Genomic DNA, 19,245 nt, shown 5'->3' on the forward strand with positions numbered 1-19,245 from the left:
GGGAAGGGCAGATTTAGCCACGATGAACGCTAAGTCCGCCAAAACTCTGGCTGACTGGCATCATTTCTACGGTATTGATGTTGACGTGTTTTGGCAGCGTCGCCACCCACCACACCGTTTCGGTGACATCTTCCGGCGTCAGCGCGTTAGCATTTTCGTAGGTTTTGCCCGCTTTCGCGTCATCGCCTTTGAATCGGACGTTGGAAAACTCGGTGCCACCTACCAGACCCGGCTCGATATCGGTGACGCGAATGGCGGTGCCGTGCAGATCGGTACGCAGGTTAAGGCTGAACTGGCGCACGAACGCTTTCGTCGCGCCATAGACGTTGCCGCCTGCGTAAGGCCAGCTCCCGGCGGTAGAGCCGATATTGATAATGTGGCCGCGGTTGCGCTCGACCATGCCCGGCAGGACCGCGCGGGTCATATAGACCAGCCCTTTATTGTTGGTGTCGATCATGTTTTCCCAGTCTTCCACGCTGGCTTTATGGGCGGGCTCCATGCCCAGCGCCAGACCGGCATTGTTGACCAGCACGTCGATGGCGCGCCACTCGGCGGGCAGGTTGGCAATCATCTCTTCAATGGCCGCGCGGTTACGTACGTCCAGCTGCGCGGTCAGGATACTGTCGCCTAACTCGTCTTTCAGCTCCTGCAGACGTTCCTGACGGCGACCGGTCGCAATAACCTTATGCCCGTTGGCGACGAAGCGACGCGTGATGCTTTCACCAAAACCTGCCGTTGCCCCGGTAACTAAAATAATCATCTCACTGTTCCTCAACGCTTTTTGTGTTGTACTAACATAGCACGGCCGCAGAGGGTGCGTTAAGGCAACATTTGTATGACGGCATTGCAGGGGATGGCGGCCTGGCCTACTCTGGGAGAATACCCGTACTCAGGAGTGAAAGATGACGGCCACTAATCCCTTTTTTGAAATCAGCCTGTTGCCATACCAGGCTCCCCATTTTGATGAAATCAACGACAGCCATTATCGTCCGGCTTTCGATGAAGCCCTGCGTCAGAAGCGGGCGGACGTTGACGCCATTATCTCTCAAACGGCTGCCCCAGATTTCAACAATACCGTACTGGCGCTGGAGAAAAGCGGCGCTTTGCTCTCGCGCGTCAGCAGCGTTTTCTTCGCCATGACCTCCGCTCACACCAATGCGTACCTGCAGGAGCTGGAGGAACAGTTCTCTACCGAGCTTGCCGAACTGGCGAACGATATCTGGCTGAACGACGTGCTTTTCGCCCGCGTTGAGAGCGTCTGGCAGGACCGCGCCGCGCTGGATGCCGAATCACACCGGCTGGTAGAGGAGATGTATCAGCGGTTTATTCTGGCCGGCGCGCGTCTGAATGAGGCAGAAAAAGCCGAGCTGAAGGCGCTGAATACCGAGGCGGCCTCCCTGACCAGCCAGTTTAATCAGCGTCTGCTGGCTGCCGATAAGACGGGCGGGCTGGTGGTGGATTATGCGCACCAGCTTGATGGGCTGAGCGCCGCTGAGATCGCTGACGCTGCGCAGGCTGCTGCGGAGCGAGGGCTAAAGGATCGCTGGCTGATCCCGCTTCTGAACACCACCCAGCAGCCTGCGCTTTCAGCGCTGCGCGACCGTCAGACGCGCGAAAACCTGTTCAACGCAGGCTGGACGCGTACCCAGAAAGGGGATGAAAACGACACCCGCGCGCTGATCCTTCGCCTGACGGCGCTGCGCGCGCGACAGGCTCGCCTGTTGGGCTTTGAGGATTACGCCAGCTGGAGCATCGCCGATCAGATGGCGAAAACTCCGGAGGCCGCGCTGGAGTTTATGCGCGGCATTGTGCCTGCCGCCCGCGCCCGCGCGGAACGCGAGCAGGCCGATATTCAGAAGGTCATTAATGACGAGCAGGGTGGTTTCACCGTGCAGGCCTGGGACTGGGCTTTTTACGCGGAGCGCGTGCGCCAGGCAAAATATGCCCTCGATGAGTCGCAAATCCGGCCCTATTTTGCGCTCAACACCGTGCTGCAGGATGGCGTATTCTGGGCGGCCAGCCAGCTGTTTGGCATCCGCTTCGTCGAGCGCTTCGATATTCCGGTTTATCACGCGGACGTCCGCGTATGGGAGATTTTCGACCATACGGGAGAAGGCATGGCGCTGTTTTACGGCGACTTCTTTGCGCGCGATTCCAAGCAGGGCGGGGCGTGGATGGGGAATTTCGTCGAGCAATCCTTCGAGTTTGCTGCCCGTCCGGTGATCTACAACGTCTGTAATTACCAAAAACCGGCTAACGGCGGCGTCGCGCTTCTCTCCTGGGACGATGTGATAACCCTCTTCCACGAGTTTGGCCATACGCTGCACGGCCTGTTTGCCAGCCAGCGCTTCGCCACGCTGTCCGGCACCAATACCCCGCGTGACTTCGTTGAATTCCCGTCGCAAATCAACGAGCACTGGGCCAGCCACCCGCTGGTGTTTACCCACTATGCCCGCCATTACGAAACCGGCGAACCGATGCCGGACGCGCTGCGGGAAAGCATGCTCAACGCGACGCATTTCAACAAGGGCTATGACATGACGGAGCTGCTGGGGGCCGCGCTGCTGGACATGAGCTGGCACGGCATCGGTGAGGCCGTGTCGAGCGTGGAAGATTTTGAAGCGGCAGCGTTGAAAAAAGAGGGGCTGGATCTGCCCGCCGTGCCGCCGCGCTATCGCAGCAGCTATTTTGCCCATATTTTTGGCGGGGGCTACGCGGCAGGGTATTACGCCTACCTGTGGACGCAAATGCTCGCGGACGATGGCTACCAGTGGTTTGTCGAGCAGGGCGGCCTGACGCGTGAAAACGGGCAGAAATTCCGCGAGGCGATTTTGTCTAGCGGTAACAGCACGGATTTAGCGGAGCTGTACCGGAACTGGCGCGGGCACGATCCGAAGATTGAACCGATGCTGGAGAATCGCGGGTTGAGCGAATAGCGTTACCGTTAGCTGGTAGCAGAACCGGGCTCGCGCCCGGTTTTTTTGTATTTTTCACGCAACGGCTATTCGAATTCTGAGTGAATAAACTGTCTGACCTGAAGTATCGAATTGAGGTTAAGTTTGTGCCCTATATTATTGGTGTAGGTATAGACAGTTTTGGGTGACAGGTAAATTTTCCTTGCAGCCGCAACAGTGTCATCAGTATCCAGCAGGGCAAAGAGAGTCTTTTTTTCCTGGTCTGAAAGCATGCTGAGACTCCTGCAGCGCGCAATGTGATTTAACACATACTCAGGAGAATGCATCCGCCCGCTAGTGAGTTGTTTTCGAAACTCGATAAAGCAGGATTTCCTGTAAATCGTCACAAGTGGCTGCAGGACCCTTGAACTGACATCCTTGCCACCGATGAAGATCACCTGATGGTGTTCCGTAAGTTTCTTCCTTTTCAGAAGGTTGAAAATGGCTCCCAGGCTTCTGAATGATTCAATATCTACGATGCAAAGCTTTCTGCTGGGGGACGCTTGCTGGAGAATGACAGACAGCGCTTTATTCAAAAATACATCTTTCGTCAAAATCATGTGAGGCATAAAAAAACCTGAGCATCTCAGAACAAAGTGAAAAGGGGCCTAAAGGCCCCTCTGGTAACATCAGAATCCGATACGGATACCTGCCACACCCTGAATCGGTGTTTCGATTTGGCTGCCCTGACGATAATTAGCCTCACCGTACAAGGTTACGTCTTTGCCAACATCGACTGAAGCGCCCAGACCGTACTTGCCTGAAGTGCCTTTGACGTTGTTGTCAAAGCGATTGCGCTCATTGATCGTGACCTCATTGGAGTTAGCAAACTCCTGCAGCACTGCAGCTGACAGATAAGGTTTGAACTCAGTCGAGCCAATATTGAACTTCCCGGCAATCTTCGCACCGGCTTCACCCGTGACAGAACGCGGTGAGCCCGTATTACCTTTCATGCCGTTACTGAGTTTCACATCCTCACTCGTCATCTGAACAAACGCCAGGCGTCCATAAGGCGTGATGCTTATATCATCATTGAGATCGAACTGATAACCACCTTCAACGGCGGTGCTGAGTGCATACTGCTTCCAGTCACCGCCGGTTTTACCTCCGTTAGTCATAACTGCTCTCAGTTTGTTGTTAAGACGGTTACCTTTCACTACGCCGTCAGCGTAGAACCCACTGGCGTCAAACCACGTGGCATACAGGCCAAGACCATAGCTGTCGATTTTGCTTGTGCCGCCGCGGGCATGTTTCACTTTGTTATCGCTAAAGGACATGAATGCGCCAGTGACAACGCTGCCTCGGTCAAAGTCAGTACGGGTATCAGCACCGATCTCAAGTCCGTTCTGGCTCAACTTATAGGCTGCGCCATTGCTTGTATCAATGTCACTTTTACTGCCGAGGTAGTGTCCCCATACGTTGCTTTCTGGTCCGGTTTTATCCAGACTCGCGCGATACGTGCGCAGGCCATCCAGCTCGGAATGGATGACGTTCAGACCTGCATTGGACATGGCCAGAATGGCATCAGTTGCAGGTGTGGTCATTGGCTTCTTACCGCCATTTCCGTTACCTCCTGCGTTGCCGTTGTCACCACCGCCCGGATTCTCGCCGCCCGGATTCTCACCGCCAGGGTTCTCACCGCCAGGGTTCTCACCACCAGGGTTCTCACCGCCCGGATTCTCACCGCCCGGATTCTCACCGCCCGGATTCTCACCGCCAGGGTTCTCACCGCCAGGGTTCTCACCGCCAGGGTTCTCACCACCAGGGTTCTCACCACCCGGGTTCTCACCGCCCGGGTTCTCACCGCCCGGGTTCTCACCGCCCGGGTTCTCACCGCCAGGGTTTTCGCCACCGGGGTTCTCACCGCCCGGGTTTTCGCCGCCTGGATTCTCACCACCTGGATTCTCACCACCTGGATTCTCGCCGCCACTCCCCATGGCCCCCAGATACCAGACGTTACCGCCGGTGAGGCCGTCCTTATCCTGCTGGCTGTACAGGGTGTACATGTACGTACCGCCGTCCACGAATCTGGTACTTCGACCGGACGCCGTGACCATTTCAAAGTCTATGTAACCGCCTTTCTCATGGATGAGGTTCAGTGTCAGATCAGTGTGGTCTGATATCTCCTTACCGGAATCATTAACGGCAAGACCAAACTGACCGGTACCCTGCTCAATCGTGACGTAGTTGCCGGCTTTATCAGCCAAAGAGGTGTTAAGTAGAAAGTTCCCGGTGCCGTTCAGCTCCATAATCGTCAACTTCGCGAATTGACCGTCGCTGTTACGCAGGAAGTTGACGTTACCGCCGTCCATGGTGAGCTTATCGACCTGAGCAGTGTCCGTACCGTATGTGGCATCGGAAAGGTCATTGACAGAGAGGGTGCCTCCCTGGATGTTGACGTCCGTTGCGAGAGAGCCTGCGTTCATCAGCAGTACGCCTCCCGCGCTCACTATGGTTTTGCCGTCGGCCACTGCGCCGGTCATCAGCCAGGACTTGCCGCTGCTGATGGTCGTGTTAGTGGTCTTGCCACCACTGGATACGTTCTGTATCCCACCGCCGTAAATGTCAGTAGAGGTGGCCGAGCCGCCATTGTAAATGTTCTGTTGACCACCATTGCTTATGAAAGTCGAGATGGCCGTTCCGCCACTGGATATGTTCTGTTTACCGCCACCACTGATGATAGTGACAGTGGCCGAACCGCCACTGGAGACGATCTGAATGCCATCACTGTTGAGGGTAGTGGAAATAGCTGCGCCGCCATTGCTGACGAATTGAGCGCCTGAAGTGATGGTGGTGCTAATGGCAGTACCTCCTTCCAGGTTAGACAGGGCATTAAAAATGTAACCAGAACCACTGATGGTGGTGCTAGTAGCAACGCCACCACTTGAAACGTGCTGAGTGCCGTTTGTGATTGTTGTAGAAGTGGCCGAGCCGCCACTGGATACGTGCTGGTGCCCACCATCAAGGGTAGTGACAGTGGCCGAACCTCCACTTTTGACCCACTGATTGCCGCGTGTGATGATTGTAGAAGTGGCCGAGCCGCCATTTGAAACGTACTGAGTGCCGAGCGTGATGGTTGTAGAAGTGGCCGAGCCGCCACTAGAAATGAACTGATATCCGCCACTAATGATTTCAGTAAAGTTAGCCGAAGCGCCATCTGAAATGCTCTGAGTTCCACTATTAATTATGGTGTCAGTGGCCGATCCGCCACTGTTAATGTACTGATTTCCACCGCCTTTGATGGTTGTAGATGTGGCCGAACCACCACTGTTGACGTGTTGTTCACCACGACTATTGATGGTGGTAGAGGTCGCCGAGCCACCATTGACGTACTGTCGGGCACCACTGTTGAGAGTGGTAGATGTAGCCAAACCGCCAGCGAAGACGGTCTGATAGCCCCAGCCATCAAGAGTGGTGTCAGTGGCCGAGCCGCCACTGTAAACGATCTGAGCACCGCCGCTGATGGTAGTGATGTTGGCCGAACCGCCACTGGAAACGTATTGATAACCACTGTTAATGGTAGTACTAATGGCAGTGCCGCCACTAGAGATGTTCTGTTGACCACCATTGTAGATGGTAGTGGAGATGGCAGAGCCACCATTAAAGATGTTCTGTTCACCACCGCTGTTGATGTTAGTAGAGGTGGCCGAGCCGTACGCATTTTGAATACCACCGCCGTAAATGTCAGTAGAGGTGGCCGAGCCGCCACTGTAGATGCTCTGTTGACCACCATTGTTTATGGAAGTCGAGGTGGCCGTTCCGTCACTGGAGATTTGCTGAAGACCAGCACTGTTTATGGAAGTGGAGGTAGCCGAGCCGCCACTGTAAACGTTCTGAGCACCGCCGCTGATGGTAGTGATGTTGGCCGACCCGCCACTTGAAACGGACTGCCGACCACCGCTGTTGATGGTGGTGTCATTGGCCGAGCCGCCACTGTAAACGTTCTGAGCACCGCCGCTGACGGTAGTGATGTTGGCCGAACCGCCACTAGATATGTATTGATAAGCACCACTATTAATGGTGGTAGAGGTGGCTGAGCCGCCCTGAACGCGCTGATAGCCACCACTGTGAATGGTAGTGGAAGTCGCTGTGCCTCCACTTGATACGTATTGAGTGCCGCCAAAGCCGCTGATTGTCGTCTTGTTGGCCGAGCCACCACTGGAGATGTGTTGCGCGCCCTGGTTATTGATGGTCGTAGAGGCGGCCAAACCGCCATTAAAGACGTGCTGGGTACCTAAGGCGTTGATGATGGATGAGGTGGCTAGACCACCACTGGAAACGCGCTGAATACCAGAATAGTGGATGGTGGTGGAGGTGGCTGAACCACCATTAAATATGTCCTGATAGCCACCAACAATATAACCACTCTTGCCAATGGTGGTTCTGAAGGCGGTGCCTCCGGAGACGAGTTGTCCTCCACCGCTAATCATCGTGGAAGTGGCCGAGCCACCACTGGAAATGATCTGAGCACCACCACTATTGATCGTGGTGATAGAGACATAACCTCCGGTAGTGATTAACTGGCTACCTCCGCTGTTAATGGTGGAGGAGGTGGCCGTATCGCCTGAATGAATAGCCTGTACACCCGTTACTATCACGCCCACATAATCCGCAGCTATAACCGGACCTGAAGGCAGCAGCACGGCACCCAGCAGTAACGCCAGTGCGCTTTTCTTCGGCGTCAGCTTCGGGCGACCGGACCCGGTCGCGAGTTCAGAGGTAACAATCCACTGCTGGCGCGACTCGCACCAGACTGTGGTGTAGATCTTGTTCATGTTTATTTTCCTTACTTATCAACTAATCCTGAATGCAGACGGTCCACCATGCCGATAACCTGACGACCGGTGATCAGACTTGTGCACTCGTACTGTCGAGGGGTGTTCTTGTGATGCGGACACCACAAAAAATCCACGTGGTCAAAATCAACGGACGTGTCATCCCAGCAGCCGTTACAGCCATGGCTGCTGAACACTCGCCAGGGGGTGTAAAATTCGCTATTGGGGAGACTGAATCCGCTGATTAACACCACAGGGATCCCGGACGCCCAGGCAAGCCATGACAGCCCGCTGCCCAGTCCGATAAAGAAGCTTGCATGCTTTAACAGGTCCACACGCTCCTGGAGCGGAATGTCCCCCGTGAAGTCTTCGGCGCCCTGAGGAATGTGGTTCCAGACGAAGCCCTGGCCGTAATGTGCATGTCGGTCAATGCACAGCACCCGGTATCCCAGAGATTTTAGGTGGGCAACCACCTCTGCCCAGCCATGGCCGTTGTTCCAGTACTTCGCCTGATTGGTGGACTGCGCGGCGATGCAGACATATGGCTCAGCAATTTTCCGTTCTGCATCCAGCTTCAGTCGGGGAGGGCACTCCCGCGGATCGACCCCGAGGATATAGCCGGCATTGCGGTGGAAGCCGACCTTCCTGAAATCGATGGGCTGATGAGTGGTATCACCCTTAAAGAAAAGGCCGACATACCAGGACGCGTAGGGATTTACCGTTTGCAGATGGTCCTTTGTGGAGAACGTGATCTCCGGATATTGCGCGCTGAGCAACTCGATAATTTCCTGCCCCATGACGCACTCAAGCTGACAGCGGTGCAGCTGGCGAAAACGCTCTGCGTAATGGAACCAGCCAAGCATGTCGCCCAGCGTGCCCGTAGGGAAAAAGATAACAACGGGCTTATCCTTCATATCTAACGTTTCATCCAGGACCGGGCTAGTCGATCCCTGGTGGAATACCTGAATGCGGAAACGGACGTAATATTTTTTATTACTGGTAACCCAACCGCCTTCTGAATCACAGCTGAAGAGAATATTGCCGCTGTCGTCATCCATTAAGATGACGTGCCATTTTCCTTCCGGAAGCAAAACGCGCGCGCCATAGTTAAAGTCATAAAGAATTCCGTCCGGTCCTGTGCATGACGGAAGCTCTGGAGGGTTTGGGAAGTTAGCTGACATATATAATTTGTCCTCGGTGGTAATTTTAAATCTGTAACAAATAGGTTGAGTGCACTACTGTTATTTAAGTAATGCTGTTCCATGAAAGGTTGCGAATAGCTGTGTTTATGCTTTTGAAAAATGTTATATGTGCGTGCAAAACTCGTGCATGCTTACAGGTTTTGAAAATAGATAACCCTGAAAAATATCCACCCCTTTATCTTTCAAAAGCGATAGTTGTTCCTTATTTTCTATACCTTCAGCAATGACATGAATTTGCAGCCGCTCTGCGAGAGTGATAATTGAATCAATCACCGCGGAATAGATTAATGATCCATTGCTGGCAATTGTGAGGCATTTATCAATCTTGATTGTTGAGAAACCTGCATGTTCAATATATTTAAGGCATGAACTCCCGCTACCGAAATCATCAATCGCAAATCGCACACCTGACTCAGTAAGTTGCTGCATAGCATCGAGTGCAAAGTCGTCCAGGTTCATTGTTCCACGTTCGACAATTTCTAGTGTGACATCAATGCGTCCGTCGAATACTTTCTTAAAGTTCGTCACTGCTTCAATAACTCTTGAAGAGTTCAACTGTCTCGCACAGATATTGAAGGAAAGATAAAAGTCTTCAGGTAGAGTTCCTTCATAGTCTTCAAAAAATGCTTTAACATCAGACATCAGGCTACAAGTAACATCATTAATCACCTCGCATGATTCCATTGCAGAGAGGTATTTTTCGGGAGATTGGTAAATCCCGTCTTTAAGAACTCTGAGTAATACCTCTCCGCCTACGATCTTATCGCCCTTACATACCGGCTGGATGAAGGGAACAAATTCAGCACCAGTCAGTTCCGCTGATAAGATTGTTTCTCTAATCACTGTACGAGCTTTGATGAAAAAACGTTCTGCCTTCATGAGCATTTTGGTGCTTATCATAATGTCGCTCCTTATCTACTGGATTCGCTACCCGAGCTGTCTCTTCGTTCCCGGGACTGTGAATGGCGGTAGGGCGGATGACTACTCCTGGAGATTAAGAACCTGCTCATTCACTTCTGCGAATAATCCTATCAACCAAAAACGCAATGCAGGTATATGTATCGTGAATTTGTTAAATTACAAATCAATGTTCTAAGCATGAATCCATTTACAAGCAATATTACTGCAAGAACTGCTGCTGCGCCTGGCTGTGCTAGGATGAAAGAATGAAGCTGATGGGTTTCCGTAAGTTGGAGAAACGAGAGAAACCATTCAATTACCATCATGGATAAGGAGTCAGAGATGGTTTTCGTGATTGATAATAGGGTTTTCTATCGCTCGGAAGATGGTGCTATATGGCCATCCGGAGACGAAGGCTCTACTGTCATTCTGACCCTGACAATGAACAGACTTCTTGCATGTCTTCTGGAAAAGCATGGTCAGGTTCTGACGCGAAATGAACTTCTGGATAGCGTATGGGATGCTCATGGTCTCCGTTCTTCTAGTCACACGCTAAACAAATACATTTCCGAACTTAGAAAGCATTTCGTACAGTTTGGGATTGTCGAGGAGTGTATTACTACAGTGCCTCGCGTTGGTTTTATGTTTAATAGTGATGTCGAGGTAAGGGTTCAGACTCAATCCACTATTGAGGATGAGCCTCGGTTAGAAGATGAAAAAAATGATGCGCAAGTAGTAGAAGAACTCTCGCTCGTGCGGGTTAAATATAGACATTTACCGATCGCTCTGGCATTGACAGTCTTTTTAATAAGCGCGACCTTGATTACTTTAGGGCTTAGGGTTCCATCCAAAGACTTGGCTCAGGTAAGAGAATTGAAGACTTATTTTCTCTTTAAGTATGGATCGTGCCCTGTATACACTGTACAAAGAAATTCCGCATCGCTTTCTGAACAAAAAAAAGACTTGTTCATCGAGTTGGCAAAGGCCAATGGAATTGACTGTCTGGACGGAACCTCATTCTTGTATCAGGTTTCTGAGTCATATCTTTACGGCAACAAGGGACGAGCTTTCATCAGTCGATGTACGTCAAGAAACGATAAATACATTTCCTGTCTAAATAACTATTGGAATGGTTATGAACGCACTCACTAAAAAAACAGGGTTGATTGCTATACTTCTACTCGTTGTGCTGGCGTTATCTGTTTGGTTCTATGTACACAAACGGCAGAATCAAAATTTTCTAAAAGTTAACTGCTCAACGATTCTACGCTATAACCATCAGGATCCTGATTTCATTGCGACGTTGGATCTGGTCTTTCGTTTAGACGAAAACCATGATGGTCAAGCTGTCTTGTCAGGAAATATTCACTCTGATAAAGGGTCTAAAATTATCTCAAGAACAGTATTGTTCAGTTATGAAATGAACAGGCCCGGCGAGATCTCCATAATGGATACGCGTTACGTGAAAACTCACCGCGACGCGGCCGATGAGGAGAGCTTCAAAAGCAGTTTCTTTTATGTCCCGGATGGAACGGTTCGCCAGCTGAGAGTTGAGCCTTCCAGTAATGGTTGGTTGATAGGAAACTTACAGTCGCCGTTTGCTCTGTGCGTGAACAGGGAAGGGTAAACAACCGAACGCTTGCTGAGGGAGATGCCTTTCCCTCAGCAAGGTACTCGTCCTTAACACTTCCGGAACTATTCTCCTGTAAAAAATTCGCGCAAAAAGTCGTGAGAAGACTTTGTCTGTCGGGTTGGGTGAGTAGCGTGAATTTTCTTTTGTAACGCCCGATTTTTTCAAATTGCGTGACAGCTTACGGACGCAATAATTTTATTTCCGCCAATAGTGCCCATAATCTGATCGAGTAATTTTCGATATTCTTCGCGCGTAATCACCTCAGCCCGAATTTCGGTTGTTCCTTCCGCCTGCGTCGTGGTGGAATAAATGCCTTTCACGCTAATCGTCAACTCTTTCGCCATGCTTAGCACACTTTGCCGCACCGCATCTTCATGCTCATCACTGCAGGTGATTTTCAGGACATAGCATTTTTCGCCCTCATGGATCGCAGGCAGTTGATTAATCCTCTGTGCGGCTTCACGAAGCAATATGTTGGCACAAAGGATAATCAAGCTGGCCATGGCGGCATTCCAGAACTGCCCTAAGCCGCATAATACGCCAATTCCGGCCGAGCACCACAGCGTTGCGGCGGTATTCAGGCCACGGATATTCATCCCCTCGCGCATAATGACGCCTGCGCCAAGAAATCCTATTCCGGAGACTATCTGCGCTGCGATGCGCCCCGGGCTGTCAGGTGAGGTGGACACGGAACTTAAAATGAACACCGCCGCGCCCGTGGCGACCAGTGCATTGGTACGAAGCCCGGCCATACGCTGGCGCCATTGTCTTTCGGCGCCAATAATTGCGCCCAGCAGCATCGCTGCGAGCAGATGAGAGATATAAGGGAACATCAGCCTGTCGCCTGTTAACATTATTAAATAATAAGCGTCAGTGCTTCATAAAAGACACCATGACGCCCTAAACACGTAGCATGTCAGGACGAGGGTGGCGGAAAGAGTGAATGTGTAAACATGAACATCGCGATGCCCCACAATTGAGCGGTACTTTATGTGTCGGGATGCAATCGCTTAAAGAGGATTGCTGCCCACCGTGAAGGCAAGCAGCGAGAAATTCGCGTCAGCTTACCTTCGTATCAAATATAAAATGGCTTTCCAACGAAGAGCTCCTGTATAAATTTAGTGCCAGTATAATCAGGAGTGATGTTCAGTAAAGCGAAAAAGCCACGTCCGTTATGAATTGTTTAAGTTCGGGATGAGTGTTTTAAGACGTCATCTGATTTTCAAAAACACCCGATAAACTACATTTTGCTTTTTTACCGGCGATAACATGCAAAGGCAGGAAGTATGTCTCTTCGTTCGCTGCGGGCATTATGCCTGACCAGTTTTTTCATCGCAGATGTTCGCGATGGCCTAGGTCCCTTTCTCGGTATTTTTCTGACCGAACGTCACTGGACCCCCGATGATATCGGCATACTGATGACGGCAGGAGGTCTGGCGGGGTTACTGGCCACGCTACCGGCAGGGTTCATCACCGACACCTCACGTAGCAAGCGGACCGTGCTGGCGCTGGTGTGCCTGCTCATCACCCTCAGTACGCTTCTGCTCTGGTTTAGTCAGCAGAGCGGTATCGTGGCTATTTCGCAGATAGTAACGGGTATCTGTGCGGCGTTTGTCGGGCCGCTAATTGCGGGGATTACGCTGGGGCTGACCGGCCAGAGCGGGTTCAGCGCGCAGATGGGCAGAAATGAGGCGTTCAATCATGGCGGCAACTTTGCTACCGCGCTGATTGCGGGCGGCATCGCCTGGTACTGGGGCGTCGGCGGGATATTCCTGCTGATGACCTGCACGACGCTGCTAACACTGTGCGCGCTGCTGGCCATTCGCAGCGGCGATATCGATAACAATGCCGCGCGGGGGTTGTCATCCTCAGAGAGCCTGCCGGTTCCCGGCTTTACGGTGCTGATGAAAAACCGCGCGCTGTTTGTGACCGGCCTGACGCTGCTGCTGTTCCACCTGGCAAACGCCGCGCTGCTGCCGATGCTGAGCATGAGGGTTGCAGCGGCCCCCGCCTCGATTAACCCCGGCCTGTATGCGGCGGGCACCGTCATCATCTCTCAGGCGGTGATGATCCCCGTCGCCATCTGGGTCTCTCATCGCATAGAGCGCTACGGCTACTGGCGCTTAATCATGCTGGCGCTGCTGGTGATGCCGGTGCGCGCGGCGCTGGCGGCGTCCACGGACGCTCCCTTGATGATGATTCCGGTACAAATTCTCGACGGGCTGGCCGCCGGGATCCTGGGTGTCGTGGTACCGTCGTTTATTGTGGTGCTATTGCGCGGAAGCGGGCACGTCAATGCCGGGCAGAGCGTGGTGATGCTGATGCAAGGGGTTGGGGCGTCGATGAGTCCGGCGTTAACCGGCACGATCGCGGGGCACTACTCATTTGCGACGGCATTCAGCGTACTGAGCGCGATTGCCCTGCTGGCCGTTCTGCTCTGGTGGCGCGTTGCTCACCGGAGCTGGGAAACAAACGTGCCGGGTGAGGTATAGACGCCACCCGGCGTTGGGCTTAAGCCAGTTCGTTAGGGCAGGCTTCACCCTTTTCCAGCTGCTGTAAATTCCCCAGCGTCGTTTCTGAAATGCTGATCAGCGCTTCGGCGGTCAGAAACGCCTGGTGTCCGGTAAACAGCACGTTGTGGCAGGCAGAGAGGCGACGGAACACGTCGTCCTGAATCACATCATTAGACTTGTCTTCAAAAAACAGATCGCGTTCGTTCTCATACACGTCCATCCCCAGCGCGCCAATTTTTTGAGTCTTCAGCGCTTCGATAGCGGCCTGGGAGTCAACCAATCCGCCGCGGCTGGTGTTGATGATCATCACGCCGTCTTTCATCTGGTCAAACGCCGCCTGATTGAGCAGGTGGTAGTTCTCCGGCGTCAGCGGGCAGTGCAGGGAGATAACGTCAGACTGCGAGAACAGGGTCGGCAGGTCGACGTACTCCACGCCCAGATCCAGCGCCGCAGCGCTTGGGTACGGATCGAACGCCAGCAGACGCATGCCGAAGCCTTTCAGAATGCGCAGGGCAGCCACGCCAATTTTACCGGTCCCGATCACGCCGGCGGTTTTGCCGTACATGGTAAAGCCGGTGAGCCCTTCCAGCGAGAAGTTGGCGTCACGGGTACGCTGATAAGCGCGGTGAATACGACGGTTGAGCGACATCATCATGCCAATCGCATGTTCCGCGACCGCTTCCGGGGAGTACGCCGGCACGCGAACCACCTTCAGACCCAGCTCTTTCGCCGCGTCGAGGTCCACGTTGTTAAATCCCGCGCAGCGCAGGGCGATGTATTTCACTCCCTGTTTTTTCAACTCCTCCAGCACCGGACGACTGCCGTCATCGTTAACAAAGATGCAGACGCCTTCACAGCCGTGCGCCGTTTTGGCGGTTCTCTCGGACAGCAGAAAGTCGAAAAATTCAAGCTCAAACCCGTAAGCCTCGTTAACATGTTGCAGATACTTTTTGTCGTACTGCTTTGTGCTATATACCGCGAGTTTCATAAGACTTTCTCCAGTGATTTTACCTTCACGTTAGCATGATTAAAATTATCTTACAATTTCTAAAATATTATTTAATTCAATAAGTTCTATCAATTATTCTAGAGCATCTATCCTTAAAAATGGCATTCCCTTCAACTAACTGGCTAAACATGCGACAATGATCGGCACTGTCGGCTTAATTCTTTCGCTAAATCAGGATATTAACTGCCCATGAAGGGTAAATACAAAGCCGCACTTGCGCTTTTACTGCTGTTCATATTGGTGCCGCTGACGCTGCTGATGACGCTCGCCCAGTGGGTACCGACGCTCGCCGGGATCTGGCTGCCCGTCGGGACGCGCATTGCTTTCGAAGAGAGCCCGAGGCTCACTCGTCACGCGCTGGTTATCCCCGATCTCCGCTATCTGGTTGAAGACTGCGAGATTGCCCGCATCAATAACGTGACGCTGTCACATCCCAGCCGCTGGAAGCTGGATATCGGCGCGCTGGATTTAAACTCGGTCTGCCTCAGCAAAATTCCCCAGTCCGCGCCGTCAACGGTTGCCCCCAAAACGCTGGCCCAGTGGCAGGCGGTATTGCCCAATACCTGGCTCACCGTTCATCGTCTGACGCTTTCCCCCTGGCAGCAGTGGCAGGGGGAGCTGAACGCGTCGCTGACCCCCTCAAGCCAGGAGATCGCCTACAAAGGCGAGCAGGTCAGCATTAAAGGAACGCTTCGCGGCCAGACGCTCTCCGTCAGCCAGTTCGATATTCAGCTTCCGGATCAACCGCAGCCTATTAAGCTGGTGGGCGAGTTCACCCTGCCGCTGGTTCCGGACGGCGTACCGGTGAAGGGCCACGCGGTCGCGACCTTTAACGTGCCACAGTTAACGTCCCTGGTCGATGCCGATCTCGACTGGGAAGAGAATCAGGGGCAGCTGGTGGTGATGGCGCGAGACAACCCCGATCCGCTGCTCGACCTGCCGTGGCAGGTAACCGCGGAACAGCTAAATATCAGCGACGGGCGCTGGAACTGGGATCTTTCCGGTATGCCGCTGAGCGGGCGCGTTTCGCTTCGCGTCGACAACTGGCAGCAGGGGCTGGAGAAAGCCACCCTGACCGGACGACTGAACGTGCTGACGCACGGCGATGCGGGCAAAGGCAACGCCGTACTGAATATTGGTCCCGGCAGGCTCAGCATGGAAAACAGCGAAATGCCGCTGCACCTGAGCGGCGAGGCGAAGCAAAACGATCTCATTCTTTACGCCAGATTGCCGGCAAAACTGACCGGTAGCCTTTATGAACCGCAGCTCGACTTTGAGCCGGGCGCGCTGCTCCGCTCGCGCGGGCGCATCATCAACTCACTCGACATCGATGAAATCCGCTGGCCGCTGGCGGGCGTTAAGCTGACGCAGAAGGGCGTGGACGGACGTCTACAGGCCATTCTGCGCGCCCATGAGAACGAGATGGGTGATTTTGAGCTCCACCTGGACGGACAGGCCAACGACTTTTTACCCGACAACGGCCTGTGGCAGTGGCGCTACTGGGGGAAAGGCGGCTTTACGCCGATGAATGCCCGCTGGGATGTTGCCGGAAAAGGCGAGTGGCGCGACAAGCTTATCGAGCTGACGGCGCTCTCCACCGGCTTTGACAAGCTCCAGTACGGCACGATGGAAGTTAGCAAGCCGCGTCTGGTGCTGGATCGGCCGGTGCGCTGGTTCCGCGATCCTGCAAAGCCGAGCTTCAGCGGCGCGCTGTCGCTCAACGCCGGGCAAACCCGTTTCTCCGGCGGCAGCTTTTTGCCGCCGTCGGTCCTGACCTTCAGCGTCGACGGCACCGACCCGACGATATTCCAGTTTAAGGGCGACCTGCATGCGGACAAAATCGGCCCGGTGCAGGTCAACGGTCGCTGGGATGGCGTACGCCTTCGCGGGCAGGCCTGGTGGCCGAAACAGTCGCTCACCGTATTCCAGCCTCTGATCCCGCCGGACTGGAAAATGACGCTGCGCGACGGGGAACTCTATGCGCAGGTCGCCTTCTCGGCGGCGGCCGACCAGGGCTTTGAAGCGGGTGGGCACGGGGTGCTGAAGTCCGGCAGCGCCTGGATGCCGGATAACCAGATCAACGGAGTTGATTTTGTGCTGCCGTTCCGCTTCAGCGAGGGGACCTGGTCCCTGGGCACGCGCGGCCCGGTCACGTTGCGCATTGGCGAAGTCGTAAACCTGGTGACCGCGCGCAACATCACCGCCGACTTACAGGGGGATTATCCCTGGACGGAGGACAATCCGCTTCTGCTCACCAACGTGAAGGTGGAAACCCTCGGCGGGAAGATCACCATGCAGCAGCTGAGGATGCCGCAGCACGATCCGGCCCTGTTGCGCGTGGACAATATCTCCTCGAGCGAACTGATCAGCGCCGTTAATCCGAAACAGTTTGCCATGTCGGGCCCGGTCAGCGGGGCGCTGCCGTTCTGGCTGGACAATGAAAAATGGATCATTAAAGATGGCTGGCTGACCAATCCGGGACCCATGACGTTGCGCATCGATAAAGACACGGCAGACGCCATCGTGAAAGATAATATGGTAGCGGGCGCCGCGATTAACTGGCTCCGCTATATGGAAATTTCGCGTTCGTGGACGAGAATCAATTTAGATAACCTGGGTGAATTAACCATGCAGGCGACCATCAAGGGGACCAGCCGCGTGGATGGCAAAAGCAGCTCCGTCAACCTGAACTATACCCATGACGAGAATATCTTTACCCTCTGGCGCAGCCTGCGTTTTGGAGACAACCTGCAAACCTGGTTTGAGCAACATGCCGCGATACCTGCTCCCCGCAGTTCGACTGGCAAGGAAAGTGAGGAACAACAATGAAAAAGATGGCTGGTGTGCTCACCGTTGCCGCTGCCGCGCTACTGATCGGCTGTACGCCGCGTATTGAAGTCGCTGCGCCAAAGGAGCCGATTACCATCAATATGAATGTCAAAATCGAACATGAGATCCATATTAAGGTCGATAAAGACGTTGAAACCCTGCTGAAATCGCGTAGCGATCTGTTCTGAGGACGTCATGAAACGATTAGCTCTGATTTTACTGGCAGTCGGGTTGAACGTGCAGGCGGCTGCGCTGACCTTAAACGATGCGCGGTCGCAGGGGCGCGTGGGGGAAACCCTCAGCGGCTATCTTGCCCCGATTCAACAGGACGCGGAAACGCTGGCGCTGGTCAGTCGTATCAACGCGGCGCGCGCGGAGAACTACCAGAAGCTGGCCGACAGCAATAATTTGCCTGTCGATGAAGTGGCAAAAATGGCGGGTCAAAAACTGGTTGCTCGCGCGCAGCCGGGCGAGTACGTGAAGGGCATTAACGGAAAATGGCTCAGGAAGTAGCTAGCGGTAGCGCCTGCGGTATTCGCCCGGTGAGACGCCAAAACGCTGCTTAAATGCCGTTGAAAAATGGCTATGGTCGGTGAACCCCCAGCTGTAGCCAATCCCCGCCAGCTTTTCATCATCCCCGGCCGAGCGCAGCACCTGCGCGCAGAGATCCAGACGACGGTTTTTGATGTACTGCGCCACCACCAGCCCCTTCTCGGCAAACATGCGGTAGAGGCTGCGCACGGACATTCCGCTCTCGGCGGCAATCCATTCCGGGCGCAGAGATTCAGACTGAATATGGTCGTCAATCATCGCCACCACGTGCTGGAACTGGCGTTCCTTACGCGGCTGAATCAGCTCGCGCTGCTGGAAAGCGGGGCGCAGCAGGCAGACCATCGCCTCGAGCGCCGCTTCACTCTCCCGGTCACTCAGGTCGGCGTTGCTCATGCTGTCCATCAAAAGGCGATGGCTCAGCTGGACCGTCGGCAACGAGCGGGAAAGGGGGAGCGCGCAGCTTATCTCCTGAAACCGACACTGCTGCTCAATAATCTGGCGGGGGACCAGCAGAGAAATCTGGCGGGATTTTTCCTGCCAGTTGATTGAGCAGGGGCGCGATGCGTCAAGCAGCGTGATATCACCGGTTTTAAGCACCGCGCGGCGGTCGTCCTGTTCAATCTCCGCGCTGCCTTCAAGCTGGAAAACGGTATAGAACCAGGCATCGTTACTCTGAGCGATCTCCTGACGAGAGCGAAACAGGTTAACGCCGCCAGCGGTAACGGTACTGAGCTTCAGGCTGCGCGCGTAGCTGGTTTCCAGTTCACCGAAGAATTTTCCCTCCAGAGGACGCGCGTTAAAGCGCCCGCAAACCTGGTTAATTTGCGCCAGCCACTGCTGATACTGTTCCTGCTCGCTTGCACACGCCATCGCTTCTC

The 19,245-nt window shown here is 53.9% G+C and carries 15 protein-coding genes; 7 read left to right on the plus strand and 8 right to left on the minus strand.

Annotated features, from left to right (window positions below; all coding sequences use genetic code 11):
• Positions 1 to 13: 13 nt before the first annotated feature.
• Positions 14 to 760, minus strand: a complete 747-nt coding sequence (gene ydfG / locus AC3WOK_RS04145; protein WP_063431503.1) for a bifunctional NADP-dependent 3-hydroxy acid dehydrogenase/3-hydroxypropionate dehydrogenase YdfG — start codon at positions 758 to 760, stop codon at positions 14 to 16.
• A 142-nt stretch (positions 761 to 902) separates the two neighbouring features.
• On the opposite strand from ydfG, the gene dcp reads away from it, so the two are divergent.
• The gene (dcp, locus tag AC3WOK_RS04150) at positions 903 to 2,936 is read left to right on the plus strand and encodes a peptidyl-dipeptidase Dcp (RefSeq protein ID WP_492353989.1); all 2,034 of its coding nucleotides are present in this window, start codon (positions 903 to 905) and stop codon (positions 2,934 to 2,936) included.
• A gap of 65 nt (positions 2,937 to 3,001) precedes the next feature.
• Here the strand turns inward: dcp and AC3WOK_RS04155 are convergent, their stop codons facing one another.
• The 4 genes from AC3WOK_RS04155 to AC3WOK_RS04170 all read right to left on the minus strand — a co-directional run bounded on the left by AC3WOK_RS04155 (position 3,002) and on the right by AC3WOK_RS04170 (position 9,831).
• Entirely contained in the window at positions 3,002 to 3,523 is a 522-nt protein-coding gene (locus AC3WOK_RS04155; protein WP_059311324.1) for a helix-turn-helix transcriptional regulator, read from the minus strand.
• Positions 3,524 to 3,583: 60 nt separating this feature from the next.
• Positions 3,584 to 7,729 (minus strand): autotransporter outer membrane beta-barrel domain-containing protein, encoded by a 4,146-nt coding sequence (locus AC3WOK_RS04160; RefSeq protein WP_492353990.1) that lies wholly within the window; start codon positions 7,727 to 7,729, stop codon positions 3,584 to 3,586.
• An 11-nt stretch (positions 7,730 to 7,740) separates the two neighbouring features.
• Positions 7,741 to 8,910: an autotransporter strand-loop-strand O-heptosyltransferase gene (locus tag AC3WOK_RS04165; protein ID WP_492353991.1), complete on the minus strand. Its 1,170-nt coding sequence runs from the start codon at positions 8,908 to 8,910 to the stop codon at positions 7,741 to 7,743.
• A 123-nt stretch (positions 8,911 to 9,033) separates the two neighbouring features.
• Positions 9,034 to 9,831, minus strand: a complete 798-nt coding sequence (locus AC3WOK_RS04170) for an EAL domain-containing protein (protein ID WP_492353992.1) — start codon at positions 9,829 to 9,831, stop codon at positions 9,034 to 9,036.
• Between the two features lie 342 nt (positions 9,832 to 10,173).
• On the opposite strand from AC3WOK_RS04170, the gene AC3WOK_RS04175 reads away from it, so the two are divergent.
• Together AC3WOK_RS04175 and AC3WOK_RS04180 are read left to right on the plus strand one after the other, a co-directional pair.
• Positions 10,174 to 10,983, plus strand: a complete 810-nt coding sequence (locus AC3WOK_RS04175; RefSeq protein ID WP_492353993.1) for a winged helix-turn-helix domain-containing protein — start codon at positions 10,174 to 10,176, stop codon at positions 10,981 to 10,983.
• Positions 10,967 to 11,458, plus strand: a complete 492-nt coding sequence (locus tag AC3WOK_RS04180) for a hypothetical protein (RefSeq protein WP_492353994.1) — start codon at positions 10,967 to 10,969, stop codon at positions 11,456 to 11,458. Before AC3WOK_RS04175 ends, AC3WOK_RS04180 begins: the two co-directional genes overlap by 17 nt.
• Positions 11,459 to 11,625: 167 nt before the next feature.
• Here AC3WOK_RS04180 and AC3WOK_RS04185 read toward each other — a convergent pair whose 3' ends face one another.
• The gene (locus AC3WOK_RS04185; RefSeq protein ID WP_059311396.1) at positions 11,626 to 12,297 is read right to left on the minus strand and encodes an MgtC family protein; all 672 of its coding nucleotides are present in this window, start codon (positions 12,295 to 12,297) and stop codon (positions 11,626 to 11,628) included.
• A gap of 453 nt (positions 12,298 to 12,750) precedes the next feature.
• Here AC3WOK_RS04185 and AC3WOK_RS04190 point away from each other — a divergent pair, with 453 nt between their 5' ends.
• Positions 12,751 to 13,956, plus strand: a complete 1,206-nt coding sequence (locus AC3WOK_RS04190; RefSeq protein ID WP_492353995.1) for an MFS transporter — start codon at positions 12,751 to 12,753, stop codon at positions 13,954 to 13,956.
• A gap of 19 nt (positions 13,957 to 13,975) precedes the next feature.
• On the opposite strand, the gene AC3WOK_RS04195 is transcribed toward AC3WOK_RS04190, so the two are convergent.
• Positions 13,976 to 14,965, minus strand: a complete 990-nt coding sequence (locus AC3WOK_RS04195) for a 2-hydroxyacid dehydrogenase (protein WP_047348665.1) — start codon at positions 14,963 to 14,965, stop codon at positions 13,976 to 13,978.
• A 210-nt stretch (positions 14,966 to 15,175) separates the two neighbouring features.
• Here AC3WOK_RS04195 and AC3WOK_RS04200 point away from each other — a divergent pair, with 210 nt between their 5' ends.
• The 3 genes from AC3WOK_RS04200 to AC3WOK_RS04210 are packed head-to-tail and all read left to right on the plus strand — an operon-like array spanning position 15,176 to position 18,328.
• Positions 15,176 to 17,815, plus strand: coding sequence for a YdbH family protein (locus tag AC3WOK_RS04200; protein ID WP_492353996.1), 2,640 nt, complete (start codon positions 15,176 to 15,178; stop codon positions 17,813 to 17,815).
• Positions 17,812 to 18,003: a YnbE family lipoprotein gene (locus AC3WOK_RS04205; protein WP_492353997.1), complete on the plus strand. Its 192-nt coding sequence runs from the start codon at positions 17,812 to 17,814 to the stop codon at positions 18,001 to 18,003. Before AC3WOK_RS04200 ends, AC3WOK_RS04205 begins: the two co-directional genes overlap by 4 nt.
• Before the next feature lie 7 nt (positions 18,004 to 18,010).
• Positions 18,011 to 18,328 carry a YdbL family probable chaperone protein gene (locus AC3WOK_RS04210; protein ID WP_492353998.1) on the plus strand — a complete coding sequence of 106 codons (318 nt, stop codon included), beginning with the start codon at positions 18,011 to 18,013 and terminating at the stop codon, positions 18,326 to 18,328.
• Here the strand turns inward: AC3WOK_RS04210 and feaR are convergent, their stop codons facing one another.
• Positions 18,329 to 19,237, minus strand: a complete 909-nt coding sequence (gene feaR, locus AC3WOK_RS04215) for a transcriptional regulator FeaR (RefSeq protein WP_492354232.1) — start codon at positions 19,235 to 19,237, stop codon at positions 18,329 to 18,331. It lies immediately after the preceding gene.
• Positions 19,238 to 19,245: the final 8 nt, after the last annotated feature.

The organism is Enterobacter sp. FW301-JW81, from assembly GCF_058788735.1.